Origin of the sequence: Brucella thiophenivorans (assembly GCF_002252445.1) — a bacterium.
Lineage (GTDB): Bacteria > Pseudomonadota > Alphaproteobacteria > Rhizobiales > Rhizobiaceae > Brucella > Brucella thiophenivorans.
This window is the reverse complement of sequence record NZ_NNRJ01000073.1, coordinates 22,334-37,389: the sequence shown is the minus strand read 5'-3', so window position 1 is coordinate 37,389 and position 15,056 is coordinate 22,334. Positions and strand designations below refer to the sequence as shown.

Here is a 15,056-nt window from a genome sequence, read left to right as displayed (position 1 = left end):
GGCGCTGTGATCTTCGCTCGAACGAAAACATCGTAGTAAATTGTTCTCAAAAAATATGCCACCAAGGGTAGAGCGTTGGCTTACCAATATCAAACTGAGTTGCAACAGATTAAATGCTTCAGCAACGCCTGACTAGAATTTGAACGGCTTCACGTTTGTAGTCCTCAGTAAATCGTTGCTGCTACAGTTTAAGTCTCCTATCAGTTTTTCTAACAGAAGCTCCCCACTTCTAGAGGGGAAATCGATTAGGATGAAAGGCAGGATCGCGCGTATTCCCATTCTTGATCTGTAGTAAAGCAAAGTTATCAGATTGGTATCACGGCAATATATTCTGAAAGAGCGTATTGCGCGTACGTATATTGAAGTCACGGAACAATATAGTTCAGTATTATTTGGTAATCTCCCGCCTGTGCGGCGGGAGAATGGTAATTTTACTGCGTAAGCGTTTGTGTTGTCAGCATACGTTTGTTGCGACGTTTATAAGCCGACCATGTTCCCCAGATAAGTAGCACTGCTGTGATGCCTAGCACCGTTGCACTGATTGGGCGGTCGACAAAGGTCGAGAACGAGCCGCGTGACATCAGCATTGCACGTCGGAAATGCTCTTCCATAAGTGGCCCCAAGACGAAGCCAAGCAATAAAGGGGCTGCTGGGAAATTGAAGATGCGCATGAGGTATCCGGCAAATCCGAAAAACACGACCAGCCACACTTCAAATGCACTGTTATTGACCGAATATGTTCCAATGCAAATGAACATAAGAACGGCAGGGAAAAGTAGATGATACGGGATGGTGAGCAAGCGCACCCAAATACCAATCAGCGGGACGTTGAGGATCACCAGCATCAGATTGCCGATCCAGAAGCTCATGATCAGGCCCCAGAAAAGTGAGGGTTGATCCGTCATGAGTGTGGGGCCGGGGGCAATGCCGTGGATCATCAGCGCACCCAGCATGAGTGCCATTGTCGGGCTGCCGGGGATGCCGAGTGACAGAGTGGGAATAAATGATGTCTGATCAGCGGAATTATTTGCAGATTCTGGCGCCATAATGCCTTCGATCGCACCTTTGCCAAAGCGTTCCGGTTCTTTGGCTGCGCGCTTTTCAACGGCATAGGCCATAAAGGCTGCAACTGATGGTCCGGTGCCTGGCAGAGTGCCAAAAAACGCTCCGATGGATGATCCGCGAAGCATCGGAAACCATGATCTGCGCATATCGTCTCGCGTTGGCTTCATCGCTTTGAACTTCACGCTCTCCGGGTCGATATCACCGACATTGACCTTGCGGACGCTTGCAATCACCTCTGAAACGCCGAAAACCCCCATTGCCAGCGCAATCAGACTGATGGCGTCTGTCAATTCAAGGACGCCAAAAGAAAAGCGCGGCGTGCCCGTGTAGATGTCGGCTCCAACTGTGCCAAACATAATGCCGAGTATGACCATCGCAAGGCCCTTTGACAGCGAGCCCTCGGAGATCGTGGATGCAGCAACCAGTCCTAGAACCATCAGCGAGAAGTAATCTGCCGAACCGAAGCTCAGGGCGTATTTTGCAATGATGGGTGAAAACAACATCAGCAACACAATGCCGATTGAGCCGCCAACGAAGGAAGCCACTGTGGTCATGAGAAGGGCAACGCCGCCGCGCCCCTGCCTTGCCATCGGATAGCCGTCGAGGCAGGTCACGGCGTTGGCTGGGGTGCCCGGTATGTTGAGCAGGATTGAGGCGGTGTTGCCGCCATAGGACGTCCCGTACCAGATGCCCGCCAGCATGATGAGCGCTGTCGTTGGCTCAAGATAAAAGGTCATCGGGAACAGCATCGAAATGGCTGATAGCACACCGATGCCCGGAATGACGCCAATCAGCGTTCCCAGAAAAACGCCGAGGAAGCAGTAGAACAGATTGTTGAGCGTCAGCGCCGTTTCCAGCCCAATCGCGATATTGGAGAATATATCCATCAGAATGGCCACCGGAACATTGCAACAGGAAGCCCAAGCCCGACGCGGAATACCAGCCAGGCGATAAGGCAAAGCGAGGTTGTAAGAATAGTCAGGCTAACCGGCTTAAAGCGAAGTTCTGCAAAGGACGAGATCACCACGACACTCAGAACAGCAGGGATCAGACCGAAGGGGCGTATTGTCATTGCGAAGGCTGCAACACCCGTCAGCACGAAGATGGGTGTCCACACACGGATTTCGGGTATCACACCCGGCCGGAAGAATGCCGGAATGGCAATAACGAGACCAAATCCCGCCAGTACGATGCCAAGTGCAGTCGGAAACATGCCAGGACCCATTCGGCGCAGTGTGCCCAGATCGTAGTTTGCAGCCGCATAGGATGAGAAGACTAGTCCGAGTGCAACAAGCAGGATGCCGCCAACAATATCTCTATAGTCCCGGGACAGCATTGTGCCTTACCCCAATCATTCAATTGAAAATGTTCAGGATCGGAAGCTGCTAAAGCGCCGATCCCGCTCTCATTGGTTAGTTGGCGTAGACGCCCGCTTCTTCGATAACTGGCCGCCAGAGTTCGATTTCGTTTTCAAGCTTGGCTTTCAGGGCTGTCGATGTTGCGTCTTCTATAGGCGAAGGGGTCGTCCCCAAATCAGCAAAACGCGCGATGACCGTTTCGTCCTGTAATGCTGCCTGCAACGCCTTGCTCAACTGTTCCACAACGGCTTCATCTGTTCCTGCGGGCGCATAAAGACCGTGCCAGATGCTGACGTTAAAATCAGGGAGGCCTTTTTCGGCAACAGTGGGAAGATCGGGCAAACTCGCCACCCGCTCAGGCACGGTAACGGCAAAGGCCTTAACCGAACCGTCGCGGATCTGATTGGTCGTGTTGGTGGTCTGATCGCACAACAGATCTACCTGGCCACCCATGACATCCGTCATTGCAGGGCCGGTTCCCTGATAAGGAATGGTGGTCATCTGCGTGCCGAGCGCATTCATCAGCAAAAGACCGCACAGGTGTGAAGCTGCACCGATACCAGCATTGGCATACATAACATCTTCACCATTGGCTTTGATGTACTCCATGACTTCTTCAATGGAATTGGCTTCAAGGTCAGAGCGGCCAATAATCGTCATCGGCACTTCTGTGACGAGGCCGACATAGGAGAAATCTTCGAGCGTTTTGTATGGGAGTTCGCGGTAAAGCGTGGCTGATGTTGCCATGCCGATATGATGCAGCAACAGCGTATGGCCATCATTTTTGGCTTGAGCCGCGCGTGCTGCACCCAGCGTTCCGCCTGCACCACCGACATTTTCAACCACAATCTGACTGCCAAGCTCGCGGCTCATGGCCTGCGCGACAAGACGCGTAACGGTATCGGTCGGACCGCCCGCAGAGAACGGAACAATAATGGTGATCGGTTGACTAGGGAATGATTGCGCAAAGGCGGTGGCACTGAGTGCGGTGAACGCAATAGCTGCAAGAATGGCTTTTTTCATGTTAATTCCTCCCGAATTTCGTTGGACCTTATGCTTTGCAAAAGGCATGCAGTGTGAACGGAGGAACGATGCAAGCGCGCGCAATTGGCTCATCTGCGCAGCAGTTCCTCCCAGACCACTTGATGCGATAACGGGGATTGACGTGCTCTCGCGCAAGGAAAAGCTCGCCGCAAATTGCAGCTTTCTCCACTTTATGAGTCTCGATGGGTGGAATTGGTAACGTCAGCGTAAATAGATGGGTGGAAATCCACCCATCTGCACATCAATCTTCATGCGCGGTGATGAAGTTCTGGCGATCTAAACTGAACTTCTGCATTTTTTCATAGAGTGATTTGCGCGAGAGCCCGAGTGTTTCATAGACCGGCTTGAGGCTCCCGCGATGCACAACCAATTCGCTGGCAATGATGCTTTTCTCAAAAGCTGCCACGCGGTCCGCAAGACGCATGGGGCGTGTCTGGCTCTTGCGACCTTCCTCAAATTGGAGGCCCAAGCCTAGCCCGAAGCGATCCGCAGCATTGCGCAGTTCACGCACGTTTCCGGGCCATTCGCGTTCGGTGAGCGTGGTGATTAGATGCGGTGGAACGGGCGTTGGATCGTTGCGATAGCGGACCGCAGCTTCGTTGACGAGCTTGAGGAACAGCAACGGAATGTCCGCGCGTCGTTCGGCAAGCGATGGTACATTGATTGTCACGACATTCAGCCTGTAGAGCAGATCGGCGCGGAAACGACCTGCCGTCACTTCCTCTTCCAGATTGGCTTTGCTGGTTGCGATGAAGCGAATATCCAGAGGATATATTTCATTTGATCCAAGCCGTGTTATCGTGCGCTCCTGTATGACGCGCAGCAATTTTGCCTGCATATCGTTAGGCATTGTGGCGATTTCGTCGAGGAGAATTGTTCCGCCTTGCGCAAGCTCGAACTTGCCAAAGCGCGTGCGCATGGCTCCGGGAAAAGCACCGGGTTCATGGCCAAACAATTCGCTTTCGATAAGGCTGCTGGGGAGAGCCGCGCAATTGATAGCGATAAACGGCTTGTCGGCCCGACTACTCAGATCGTGAAGTGTTCGTGCCACGACTTCCTTACCTGTTCCCACGGATCCGACAATCAGCACATCGGCTTCCGTCGGGCCAACGGCTCTCACACGATACCGCAAGTCAATCATCACCTGCGTTCGACCCACCAGACGTTGTTCTATATCGTCCCGCTTTCCGGCAGCTGCACGCAGGAGACGGTTTTCCATCACCAATTGCCGGCGATCAAGTGCACGACCAACCGTTTCGGCAAGATGCTGAATGGCAAAGGGCTTTTCGAGAAAATCATAAGCGCCATCGCGCATGGCGCGGACGGCAAGCTGCACGTCGCCATGGCCGGTGAAGACAATGACCGGGGTTTCAGGATCAAGCTCATGGATACGGGACATGAGTGTGAGGCCGTCCATGCCGGGCATACGAATATCGGTCACAACGATACCGTTAAAGCCAAAGCCGACCAGTTCCAGCGCGCGTTCTGCACTGGCAAGCTGTCGTACACGATAACCTAAAAACTTGAGCCCGAGAGCAATTGCTTCGCGCGTTTCATCCTCATCATCAATTAAAAGGACTTCGCCAGCATTCATATGTCTTTTCCAGTTTCTTCTTCTGCGGGAGGCAGCGCTTTATCGAGGCTGATACAAAATTCGGCGCCACCTTCCGGCAGGTTACGGACCGATAGTTCGCCGTTGAAATCCTTCACAATGTTATAGGAAATCGACAGGCCCAAGCCCAATCCTTTTCCCACACCCTTGGTTGAGAAAAATGGATCGTAAATGCGTGCGGCAATGGCATCGGGCACGCCGGGGCCATTATCGGTTATATAAATCAATACCTTATCGTCTTGAGCACGCAGGCTGACGCCGATAAATCTTGTTTCCTGACCTTCGACCGCGTCAGCCGCGTTGGAAATGATATTGACCAGAACCTGCTGCAAGCGCACTGAATCGGCAACCACCCAGACAGCCTCATTTTGAGGCTCAAGCGATAAGTCTACCTTGCCAACACTTAAGCGCCACGAAATAATTTCCTTTGTATCTCGAATTACGTCCTGCACTTTGACCGGGCGCAGCTTTTTACGCGGTCTTCGCGCAAAATTACGCAAATGTTTGCTTATGCTTGTCATACGTTCAACGACTTTGAGAATCCGGTCGAGACCGGCCTTCGCATCACGATCCCGCCCCTGATCGAGCATTAAACCGGAAACCTCCGCATAAGCACGCACGGCTGCAAGCGGTTGATTAAATTCGTGCGACAGCGCGGCAGACATTTGGCCAAGCGCTGCAAGCTTTCCGGCATGAACAAGTTCAACCTGTGTCTGGCGCAACTGGCGCTCGGTTGCACGTCGTTCGTCTACCTCGGTTGCCAGTTTCTTATTGGCGTCGGCCAGTTCAACTGTACGTGCGCTCACACGAAACTCCAACTGTTCCTTGATCTCGCGTTGCGCTGCGAGACGTTCGGCAAGGCGTGTGCGGTTTTGCAGAAAAATTGCGATCGCCATGGCACCAAATCCAACCAGCAGCAAAAGAGCCAAAACAGACGTGTAGGCTTGATTTCGTGCTGATCGCGTCGTTAGTAACACGCTGACGGTCCAGCCAGCATCAGCCATTTCTTCGGAGAGTATGAGATATTCAATCAAGCGATTCGTGTCGTTCATCTCAAGCAGTGTATCGCCTTGCGCCGTGCGCGTGCTTTGAACCGGTATTTCTACAAGCGGAGTTTCGGCGTAGCGACGTGTAGTGGCTGTTCGCGCAATCTGATCTGCGGACAATGGGCCGATGCTTTTAAACAGCCATTCCGATCTTCCCGACATGAAGATGATACTCTCAGGGTCGGTGACGATGATCTCAAAATCACTGCCATGCCAGGACTGTTCGATTACATCCATATCGACTTTGAACGCTAGCACACCGCGCGGTTGTCCATCGATCATCACGGGAGAACTGAAATAATAACCGCGTTTGCCGGAGGTTGTACCGAGTGCGAAGAAGCGACCGCTGTTACCAGCGATTGCATCGTAAAAATAAGGACGATAGTCGAAATTCTCCCCTATAAAGGGCCTGGCTTCAATATAATTGGATGCGGCAATGGTAATTCCCTTCTCGTCCATCAGATAAATGTCTGATGATTCCAGAAGAGTGTTGATTGAACGCAGGTACTTGTTGACCGCTTCAACATTTGCGCGGTCTGGATCGCGTATAAGATTTTGTATGGTGTCGTGTTCAGCTATCAGCGGCGGCAGCTTTTCATAGCGTGCCAACTGACCTGCAAGGGCTGCGGCCGCAAGCCCCAAAGTATTTGTCCCGCGTTGATGTAATCCGTGCAATGCACTGGACATCATATGTTTGGTGCCAAATACCGCAATCAGGATTGACAGCAAAAAGGCGAGTATCGCCAATGTCAGCCAGTCAAGCCGCCAATTCTTTATCATTCATCCTCCTCTCAAAATGAAATAAGCAAATATCTCGTCAAAATCCCGGTTTATTTTTATCTATAGTAACACCGTTGCGGCCATCTTAGATTTACCCGTTTCCATATCAAGTTGCTCAGGCCGTTCCAATCATCCTCTTAAACACGATTGAACTTCAATAAATCATTTATCGCCGTGCTAGTCCCATCTTCCTAAAGCGATAAAATCTGAAGCTTTAATATCTGATATTTCAGATGTTGCGGTATCAGATTTTAGGTGTTATAAAAATTCAACGAGCAAATTTGAACAAGAGTAGAACTTTGGATCAGCGCCCTTCTGCCCTCAAACCGATAAAGCTGAGAAATCTCAGAGATCACGTTCATGATGATTTGCGAGAAGCGATCATTTCGGGCCGCCTGAAGTCAGGCGACAGGCTCAATGAACGTCAGTTGGCGACTGATCTTGGAATAAGCACCAGCCCTCTCAAGGAAGCTTTGCGGCAGCTTGAGGGTGAAGGGCTTGTTCGCACGGAATCCCGGCGCGGGACTTTTGTGTGTTTCAATGCACGTCAGGCTGAGGAAATGACGCTGGCGCGTGCGGCACTTGAAAGCATCATTGCGCGGCAGGCGGCAAAACACGGAAGCGAGGAGGCTTTCGAAATTTTGCACGCTGTCATCGAAGAGATGCGGCTTGCCGTGGAATCCGGCGATGTGGATGCGCTCATTGAGCTGAATGAAAAATTCCATGATGGCATTCATGATGCATCCGGGTGCGAGTATCTGCGGCGCTTACAGAATGCACAGCGCATGTATGACCACGCGGCGCGGGTAACAGTCTTGTCGCGTGAAGATGTGCGCAGGCAATCCTTCAAGGAGCATGAAGCAATCATGCAGGCCATCGCTGCAAGAAATGAAGACCTGGCTGAACGATTGATGCGTGAGCACATCGTCAAAGCGGGAGATACGCATATCGAACTGGTCTTCTGACCAGTACCTGGGAGGGTATTATGAATTTGACGGAATACCGTGGGGTGCTGCGAGGCATCTCAGGCGTACACGCGACTGCTTATGACGCTCACGGCGACATTGATCCTGTGCTGACGAGCGAAATTGTTCAGCGTATTGCAAAAGCTGGCGTGCATAATATTGTGACCGGCGGCAATACGGGTGAATTCTACAGTATGACTGTAGAGGAAGTTATCCGCTTGCAAGCGATTGCCGTTAAAGCGGCCGATGGCAAAGCGGCAGTCACCGCAGCCGCCGGGCGTTCGGTGCGTGATGCGATCCGTCTTTCCAAAGCAGCAGGTGTTGAGGGTGCTGATGGCGTGATGATCCATCATCCGCTTGATCCGTTTGCAGCGCCTCACGCTCAGGTCGATTACTTCATTGAAATTGCTGAATCGATTGATCTGCCAATCGTGGCTTATATCCGTTCTGATCTGATCCCGCTCGATGAGATGGTGCGTCTTGCAACGCATCCGAAAGTCGCGGGCGTAAAATTTGCATCTCAGAATGCCATGCTTTTCTTTGAATGCTGCCGTGCCACAAAAGGAACGGATGCGACCTGGATTTGTGGGCTTGCTGAAAGCTGGGCTTTGCCGTTTTACGCGCTTGGTGGCCGTGGTTTTACCTCTGGTCTCGTTAACGTTGCGCCGAAACGTTCGCTTGCCGTTTGGAATGCGCTCGAAAAGGGCGACTACGCACGCGCAAGGGATGTGGTCGAAAGCATTGCTGATTTTGAAACCATGCGGACAAAATATCGCAATGGTGCGAATGTCACCGTTGTAAAAGAAGCGCTGCAAATTCAGGGTCTTGCGGTTGGCGATGTGCGTCTGCCTGGTCTGCCGCAGCTTGATGCTGATGACAGGAAAGCACTCAAAAAGATTGTTGCCGGATGGGAGACTGACGGTCTTGTCTGAAAAATAGAAAACCGGCCCGTTTTGCAGGAGGAAGCGGAGCGTGCCGGATAATTTAAAGGTGGAGGAGAATATGGGTAAAGGAATTTCACGCCGTACATTCATGGCTGGCGCTGGTGTTGCGACAGGTATGGGAATTTTGCTGCCGAAAGGGGTAGCGTGGGCGCAATCGGCAAAGCTGCCATCAAGCCCGGTAGGCATCAATGTGATCGACGCTGCAGGCAATCTTGCACTAACCCAGCCGATCTTTGATAATTTTGCTGCCGAGAATAAAAATCTTGTTTCGCGCTTTACCTTCAACAAAGCGCCTGCACCGGAACTGCCTGGAAAAATCAAAGCACAGCAGCGCGCCAATCGCGTTGACATTGATCTTGTAATCGTTGGTCCCGATGCGCTTTCGGCTGGCCTTGCTGACGATATCTGGACCGACATCATTGCAATACCTGACAACGGCCTGCCAAAATTGCAGGACATCTATCTTGAACCCGCAATGCGTATGCAGGAAATGTCGCAGGGTAAGGGCGTTGTCGTTTCCTATTATCCATCAGGCCCGTTGCTTGAATATCATCCTGATAAGGTAAAGACCCCGCCAAAGACTGCGGAAGAGCTTCTTGCCTGGACCAGGGAAAACCCGAACAAGTTTATCTATGCCCGCCCGGCAAATTCTGGTCCGGGACGCACATTCCTGATGGGCCTGCCTTATCTTCTCGGCGACAGCAATCCGAAAGATCCGGTCAATGGCTGGGATAAGACCTGGGCTTATCTCAAGGAACTGCATAAGAATATCGAATATTATCCTGCCGGAACCGGCGCTTTGATGAAAGAATTGGGCGAGGGCACGCGCGATATGACCGTGACCACGACCGGCTGGGACATCAATCCGCGTGCGCTTGGCGTGGTGCCAAAGGAAATGGCTGTCAGCAAACTTGACGGTTTCCATTGGGTTGCTGATGCGCATTATTTCGCCATTCCGAAAGGTGTGCCGGAAGAAAAAGTTGCCGTTCTGATGGAGTTTATCAAGTTCGCTCTTAAGCCGGATCAGCAGGCATTTTCGTATGATGCCGGTTATTTCTATCCGGGACCTGCGGTCAAGGACGTGACCATTGATATGGCACCACAGGCAAGTCAGGACGTGATCGCCGAGTTTGGCCGTCCCGAATACGCCGACTGGATCGCAAACAATCCAATCGAAATGCCACTTGAGCCAGCGGCGCTGGTTGCAGCATTCCGCCGTTGGGACGAGGAAGTCGCTTCTCAGTAAGGCTCGCAAACGGCGTTTTTGGCGAGCGTTTCAGAGCTCGCCAAAAGCTTCCTATGACCACCAATAAACTTATGGTGCTGGCGTCATGTCATTTCAAGAACTCAAGCTCGACCGGATGAGCCGATCATTCGGAACCTTTAATGCTTTGAGTGAGATTAATCTCACAATCAAAAAAGGCGAATTCATCGCACTTCTTGGTCCTTCCGGTTGCGGGAAGTCGACAGCACTCAATTGTATCGCCGGTCTTTTGGGCACCACCGGCGGCGGTATTTATGTGGATGACAGGCGCGTCGATCAGTTGAAGCCGGAAGATCGCGGCTTTGGCATGGTGTTTCAGAATTACGCGCTTTTTCCGCATATGACCGTGCTGCAGAATGTCGGCTTTGGCCTCAAAATGCGTGGCATATCAAAAGCAGAAACCGAGAAGCGTTCGCGTGCAGCATTGGCTCTTGTGCGGTTGCAGGGGCAGGAAGATAAATTACCTGGTCAGTTATCCGGTGGCCAGCAGCAGCGCGTTGCCATTGCGCGCGCAATTGTTATCGAGCCGCCTGTCGTGCTGATGGACGAACCGCTCTCCAATTTGGATGCCAAGCTGCGCCTTGAGATGCGCGCTGAAATCAGACGCATCCACAACCAGCTTGGCTCAACCACCATCTATGTCACGCATGATCAGGACGAAGCCTTGTCGCTGGCAGACCGCATTGTGGTGCTGCGCGATGGTGAAATCCGTCAGGTTGGCACACCGCATGAACTTTATGAAAAGCCGCTTTATCGTGATGTTGCGGCTTTCATGGGCTTTCGCAACGCGCTGCATGGCAAGGTTCTGCGCGTCGAAGGCGATAGGGCAACGATTTCGGTTGCGGGCGCAGAGCTGAGCGGACGCGCTATGGATAAGCTGACACCCGGCAGCGACGCAATTTTGATGGCACGCGGCGATGATGTCGTGTCGGGTCAGAAAACGAGCAATACGATTGAGGCAACTGTCGAGACGATTGAATATCGTGGACGCGAATATGTGGGCATAGCGCGGACTGATGGCGGGATCGAAATGGTTTTCCATGGTCCGCATGAAGTTGGCCTCGGCGCAAAAATCACACTCGGTATTGATGCAGGAAATGCGCTTGTCTTTGCCGGAGGAGCTTGAGCCATGGCGGAAGAACGGTTTTCCAATGCGGCGCTGACGCCCGGATTGCGTCAGCGCCTTGCCAATCGCGGCTTTGATGGTGTGACACTGCTCATTCTGCCAGCGCTTCTCTTTATCATTGGCGTTTTTATCTACCCGTTTCTCTATGGTCTGGTGTTGTCGTTCAACCCGATTGATGGTGGCGGTGCACTTGCAAATTACCGCAAGTTTTTCTCCGATCCGTTCCTCTACAAGACCATCGGTGCAACGCTGTGGCTTGCGGTACCGGTGACAATCATCAGTGTTTTGCTGGCAGTTCCAATCGCCATGCGTGTTCGCCTTATGCGCAAACAGCGTCTTCTAACGACGATACTCGTGCTTCCGGTCACTTTGGGTACGGTTCTGATTGCCGAAGGCCTGTTGAATTATCTTGGACCACAGGGCTGGTTCAGCCGCAGCCTGATTGCGATTGGATTTATCGATAATCCGCTGAAGCTTACCAACAATTACTGGGGCGTGTTTGCTTCGCTGGTCATCACGGTTTTCCCGTTCACCTTCCTGTTGACGCTGTCTTATGTCACAGGGATTGATCCTGCTCTTGAACGGGCTGCCGCAACCCATGGCGCAAGCAGCTGGCAGCGTTTTCGCCACGTCATGCTGCCGCTTCTGGTGCCGGGTCTCGTGGTCGCCGCGTGTCTTACATTCGTGCAGGCTTTCGCGGTGTTTCCATCGGCTGTGTTGCTGGGTGCACCATCGGGGCCCACACGCGTTATTTCCATTGCCGCAGCGCAAGCAGCCTTTGAACAATATGACGACTCAATGGCCTCTTCCATCGCCATGATCATGGCTGTGGTGCAGCTTTTGGTGGTCGGCGCTTTGCTTGCTGTGCGCTCGTTATTTTACCGCGGTTCGACCGCCGGTGGGAAAGGCTAAACCATGATCCGCGATACATCCGCTCTTTCCAAACTGTGGATCACCGTTGTCTGGCTCGTAACTGGCTTCTTCGTTCTCAATGTTCTGGCAGTCATTACAGCGGTTGTGGTTTCAAGCTTTGGCACACGCTGGCTTGGCACATGGTTGCCGGACGCCTTTACGACCCGCTGGTACGCCGCAGCCTGGGCTGAATTCCAGCTCGGACAGGTGCTGCTTGTTACATTTCAGGTTGTTTTTGCGGTGGTTATCTTGTCCGGCATCATTGGAGTGACCGCTGCCTATGCCATGGCACGGCGTGATTTCCCGGGCAAAAAACTGGTCCTGCTGATCTTCCTTTTGCCATTGCTTGTGCCGCCAATTACCTTCGGTATTCCACTGGCAACTGTGCTCTACAAGTTTGGTGTCGGCGGCTCTTTCTGGGGTGTTGTGCTTGCCAATCTGGTTCCGACGGTCCCCTTTGTTATTTTGGTGATGGTGCCGTTTATCGAGCAGATCGATCCCAAGATTGAAGCCGCTGCACGCGTTTTTGGTGCGGGTACGTTCAAGCTCTTCCTGCATGTCCTTTTGCCGATGCTGACGCCCGGAATTCTTGCGGCAATGCTGCTTGTGCTGGTGCGCACAGTCGCCATGTTCGAACTGACGTTCCTGACCGCAGGCCCCACATCGCAAACATTGGTTGTGGCGCTCTATTATTCGGTCTTTGCCGCAGGCGTTCGTTCTGTTCAATCCATCGATGCAATGGCGGTGATTTACATGATCACGTCGCTGGTCTGGCTGATCCTGGCGCTGCGGTTCGTCAATCCGACGCAGATCGTTGCGCGCAGCCGTCAATCCTCAGCGCATTGATGCGGTCATAATATTCGGAGTGCATGATGAAAATTACTGCGATCGAAACGGTGCAGCTTCCGCACCTCAACAATATTCTCTGGGTCCAGATTCACACAGATGAAGGAATTATCGGACTTGGGGAAACATTTCGCGGAGCCAATGCTGTCGCTGCCTATATTCACAGCGATATTGCACCGCAGCTTATAGGCAAAAACCCGCTTGAGATTGATCGCATCTCGAAGCTTCTGCTGGAGCCTTATGTCGGCTTTCGCTCGTCGGGTGTTGAAATTCGCGCGGCCTCGGCAATCGATATTGCATTGTGGGATATTTTCGGAAAGCTGACCAATCAGCCGATCCACCAGTTGCTGGGTGGGCTGTCACGTCCTTCCATCCGCACCTATAATACCTGCGCGGGTTATACCTATAATAAGAGCGGCGCGCGTCGCTATATCGGCGATCAGGATAAGGCCAAGGAAGGCCCTTATGAGGACCAGCTTGCCTTCCATCGCGATGCGGGAGCACTGGCTGAAAGCCTTTTGTCCGAAGGCATCACGGCGATGAAAATCTGGCCATTCGATCCGTTTGCGGTCGAAAGTGGTGGTAATTTCATTCATGCCACCGATCTTGATAAGGCGCTGTTACCGTTCCGGCAAATCCGCGATGCGGTCGGCGATAAAATGGAGATCATGGTTGAGTTTCACTCCATGTGGGATTTGACCTCGGCGCTTGCGATTGCGCGTGAACTCAAAGCCTTCAGGCCGTTCTGGTCGGAAGACCCGATCAAAATGATGAACCCGCAATCGCTGGCTGTTTATGCCGAGCGCTCCGGTATTCCGGTCTGTGCAAGCGAGACGATGGCGACGCGTGCGCAATATCTCGATGTGCTGAGCGCCAATGCATCCGATTATGTCATGCTCGATATTTCGTGGTGCGGCGGCCTTTCAGAGGCAAAGAAAATTGCCACAATGGCTGAGGCTTTCCAGCGTCCGATTGCGCCGCATGATTGCACCGGCCCTGTGGTTTTTGCAGCCTCCATCCATCTTTCGCTCAACGCGCCCAATGCCATTTATCAGGAATCGGTCAGAGCCTATTACACGTCATGGTATCGCGATCTCGTCACCGTGATGCCGCGCATTGAAAAAGGTGTAATTTATCCGTTTGAGGTTGCAGGGCTGGGTCTGGAACTCTCAGATTTTGTGCTTAAACATCCTGATGTTGTCCGTCGCACCTCCGAGGCAGCATAATGGGGCCATTTCATTGCATAGCGGATTTGCGCGGCCAGTTGATGGAAAGTCCTGCCTGGGATGATCACAGACAAACGCTTTTTGCCTGCGACATCAATGGACGCAAAGTCTATGAAATCGATCTGGAAAAGGGTCCGCTTCGTGACTGGACCTTTGAGGCAGAAGTGCCATGTCTGGGGCTCGCTGAAAGCGGCAGACTGGTTGTGGCGCTCGCACGTGAAGTCATCTTGTTTGATCCTGAAACGACGGCGAGAGAAACACTGTGGAGCGGCTATGACGAGCCGCAAAGCTCGCGTCTTAATGATGGTAAGATCGGTCCCGATGGCGCTTTGTGGGTCGGCAGCATGGATGCACGCCCTCAACGCGAGCCGATCTCAAAGCTTTATCGTGTGACTGCCGATGGCACTGCGCAGGTAAAAGCCGAAGGCTTCGAAATATCGAACGGTCTGGCATGGTCTGACGATGGTAAAACCATGTTTCATACAGATTCACGCGGACCATGGATTGATCGTTACGATTTCGACGCGTCCACTGGTGATATTTCGACGCGCACGCGCATCCGTATTCTGGATGAGCAGACCGGTAGGCCGGACGGCGGCGCGTGCGACAGCGAAGGCCATTACTGGAGTGCTGGAGTTTCAGCCGGTGTGCTCAATCGCTTTGACCGCGATGGCACTTTGCTGACAAGCTTTTCTATGCCCGTGCCTGCACCAACAATGCCGTGTTTCTGTGGTCCCGATTTAACATTTATTGCCGTGACATCGCATCGCTTGGGCGATGTGGATTCTCCGCAATCAGGCGGTTTGCACCTTGCGAAAGCGCCTGTTGTGGGCGCAAAAGTCGCGCGGATGAAGGGAGTGTGAGTAAA

13 protein-coding genes are annotated in these 15,056 nt (G+C 52.5%); 8 read left to right on the top strand and 5 right to left on the bottom strand.

The genetic code is table 11. The features are described 5' to 3' along the window. Window positions 1-431: 431 nt before the first annotated feature. The 5 genes from CEV31_RS20250 to CEV31_RS20225 form a co-directional block, all read right to left on the bottom strand. Window positions 432-1,952, bottom strand: coding sequence for a tripartite tricarboxylate transporter permease (locus tag CEV31_RS20250; RefSeq protein ID WP_094509965.1), 1,521 nt, complete (start codon window positions 1,950-1,952; stop codon window positions 432-434). Next, window positions 1,952-2,401, bottom strand: a complete 450-nt coding sequence (locus tag CEV31_RS20245) for a tripartite tricarboxylate transporter TctB family protein (protein WP_094509964.1) — start codon at window positions 2,399-2,401, stop codon at window positions 1,952-1,954. The genes CEV31_RS20250 and CEV31_RS20245 overlap by 1 nt, the downstream gene beginning before the upstream one ends. 76 nt (window positions 2,402-2,477) lie before the next feature. Continuing rightward, window positions 2,478-3,446 carry a tripartite tricarboxylate transporter substrate-binding protein gene (locus CEV31_RS20240; RefSeq protein WP_094509962.1) on the bottom strand — a complete coding sequence of 323 codons (969 nt, stop codon included), beginning with the start codon at window positions 3,444-3,446 and terminating at the stop codon, window positions 2,478-2,480. A 262-nt stretch (window positions 3,447-3,708) separates the two neighbouring features. Then, on the bottom strand, window positions 3,709-5,061 hold the full coding sequence (locus CEV31_RS20230; protein WP_094509960.1) for a sigma-54-dependent transcriptional regulator: 1,353 nt from the start codon (window positions 5,059-5,061) through the stop codon (window positions 3,709-3,711). Next, window positions 5,058-6,905 carry a sensor histidine kinase gene (locus CEV31_RS20225; protein WP_094509958.1) on the bottom strand — a complete coding sequence of 616 codons (1,848 nt, stop codon included), beginning with the start codon at window positions 6,903-6,905 and terminating at the stop codon, window positions 5,058-5,060. Before CEV31_RS20225 ends, CEV31_RS20230 begins: the two co-directional genes overlap by 4 nt. A 299-nt stretch (window positions 6,906-7,204) precedes the next feature. On the opposite strand from CEV31_RS20225, the gene CEV31_RS20220 reads away from it, so the two are divergent. The 8 genes from CEV31_RS20220 (at window position 7,205) to CEV31_RS20185 (ending at window position 15,051) form a co-directional block, all read left to right on the top strand. Further along, a complete protein-coding gene (locus CEV31_RS20220) occupies window positions 7,205-7,870 on the top strand; it encodes a GntR family transcriptional regulator (RefSeq protein WP_210190972.1) in 666 nt (221 codons plus the stop codon). A 20-nt stretch (window positions 7,871-7,890) separates the two neighbouring features. Beyond that, on the top strand, window positions 7,891-8,802 hold the full coding sequence (locus CEV31_RS20215; RefSeq protein WP_094509957.1) for a dihydrodipicolinate synthase family protein: 912 nt from the start codon (window positions 7,891-7,893) through the stop codon (window positions 8,800-8,802). A gap of 70 nt (window positions 8,803-8,872) precedes the next feature. After that, on the top strand, window positions 8,873-10,060 hold the full coding sequence (locus CEV31_RS20210; protein WP_094509956.1) for an extracellular solute-binding protein: 1,188 nt from the start codon (window positions 8,873-8,875) through the stop codon (window positions 10,058-10,060). 85 nt (window positions 10,061-10,145) lie between these two features. Further along, window positions 10,146-11,204 carry an ABC transporter ATP-binding protein gene (locus CEV31_RS20205; protein WP_094509954.1) on the top strand — a complete coding sequence of 353 codons (1,059 nt, stop codon included), beginning with the start codon at window positions 10,146-10,148 and terminating at the stop codon, window positions 11,202-11,204. Between the two features lie 3 nt (window positions 11,205-11,207). Further along, window positions 11,208-12,116, top strand: a complete 909-nt coding sequence (locus CEV31_RS20200; protein ID WP_094509953.1) for an ABC transporter permease — start codon at window positions 11,208-11,210, stop codon at window positions 12,114-12,116. Between the two features lie 3 nt (window positions 12,117-12,119). Further along, window positions 12,120-12,962: an ABC transporter permease gene (locus CEV31_RS20195; RefSeq protein WP_094509952.1), complete on the top strand. Its 843-nt coding sequence runs from the start codon at window positions 12,120-12,122 to the stop codon at window positions 12,960-12,962. Window positions 12,963-12,988: 26 nt separating this feature from the next. Then, a complete protein-coding gene (locus CEV31_RS20190) occupies window positions 12,989-14,188 on the top strand; it encodes a mandelate racemase/muconate lactonizing enzyme family protein (RefSeq protein ID WP_094509969.1) in 1,200 nt (399 codons plus the stop codon). Next, window positions 14,188-15,051: an SMP-30/gluconolactonase/LRE family protein gene (locus tag CEV31_RS20185; RefSeq protein WP_210190970.1), complete on the top strand. Its 864-nt coding sequence runs from the start codon at window positions 14,188-14,190 to the stop codon at window positions 15,049-15,051. The genes CEV31_RS20190 and CEV31_RS20185 overlap by 1 nt, the downstream gene beginning before the upstream one ends. Window positions 15,052-15,056 lie beyond the last annotated feature (5 nt).

Coding starts and splice junctions, on each gene's coding strand:
- CEV31_RS20245 (WP_094509964.1), bottom strand. CDS start 2,401: ATGCTGTCCCGGGACTATAGAGATATTGTTGGCGGCATCCTGCTTGTT.
- CEV31_RS20200 (WP_094509953.1), top strand. CDS start 11,208: ATGGCGGAAGAACGGTTTTCCAATGCGGCGCTGACGCCCGGATTGCGT.
- CEV31_RS20230 (WP_094509960.1), bottom strand. CDS start 5,061: ATGAATGCTGGCGAAGTCCTTTTAATTGATGATGAGGATGAAACGCGC.
- CEV31_RS20240 (WP_094509962.1), bottom strand. CDS start 3,446: ATGAAAAAAGCCATTCTTGCAGCTATTGCGTTCACCGCACTCAGTGCC.
- CEV31_RS20225 (WP_094509958.1), bottom strand. CDS start 6,905: ATGATAAAGAATTGGCGGCTTGACTGGCTGACATTGGCGATACTCGCC.
- CEV31_RS20195 (WP_094509952.1), top strand. CDS start 12,120: ATGATCCGCGATACATCCGCTCTTTCCAAACTGTGGATCACCGTTGTC.
- CEV31_RS20190 (WP_094509969.1), top strand. CDS start 12,989: ATGAAAATTACTGCGATCGAAACGGTGCAGCTTCCGCACCTCAACAAT.
- CEV31_RS20215 (WP_094509957.1), top strand. CDS start 7,891: ATGAATTTGACGGAATACCGTGGGGTGCTGCGAGGCATCTCAGGCGTA.
- CEV31_RS20250 (WP_094509965.1), bottom strand. CDS start 1,952: ATGGATATATTCTCCAATATCGCGATTGGGCTGGAAACGGCGCTGACG.
- CEV31_RS20205 (WP_094509954.1), top strand. CDS start 10,146: ATGTCATTTCAAGAACTCAAGCTCGACCGGATGAGCCGATCATTCGGA.
- CEV31_RS20210 (WP_094509956.1), top strand. CDS start 8,873: ATGGGTAAAGGAATTTCACGCCGTACATTCATGGCTGGCGCTGGTGTT.
- CEV31_RS20185 (WP_210190970.1), top strand. CDS start 14,188: ATGGGGCCATTTCATTGCATAGCGGATTTGCGCGGCCAGTTGATGGAA.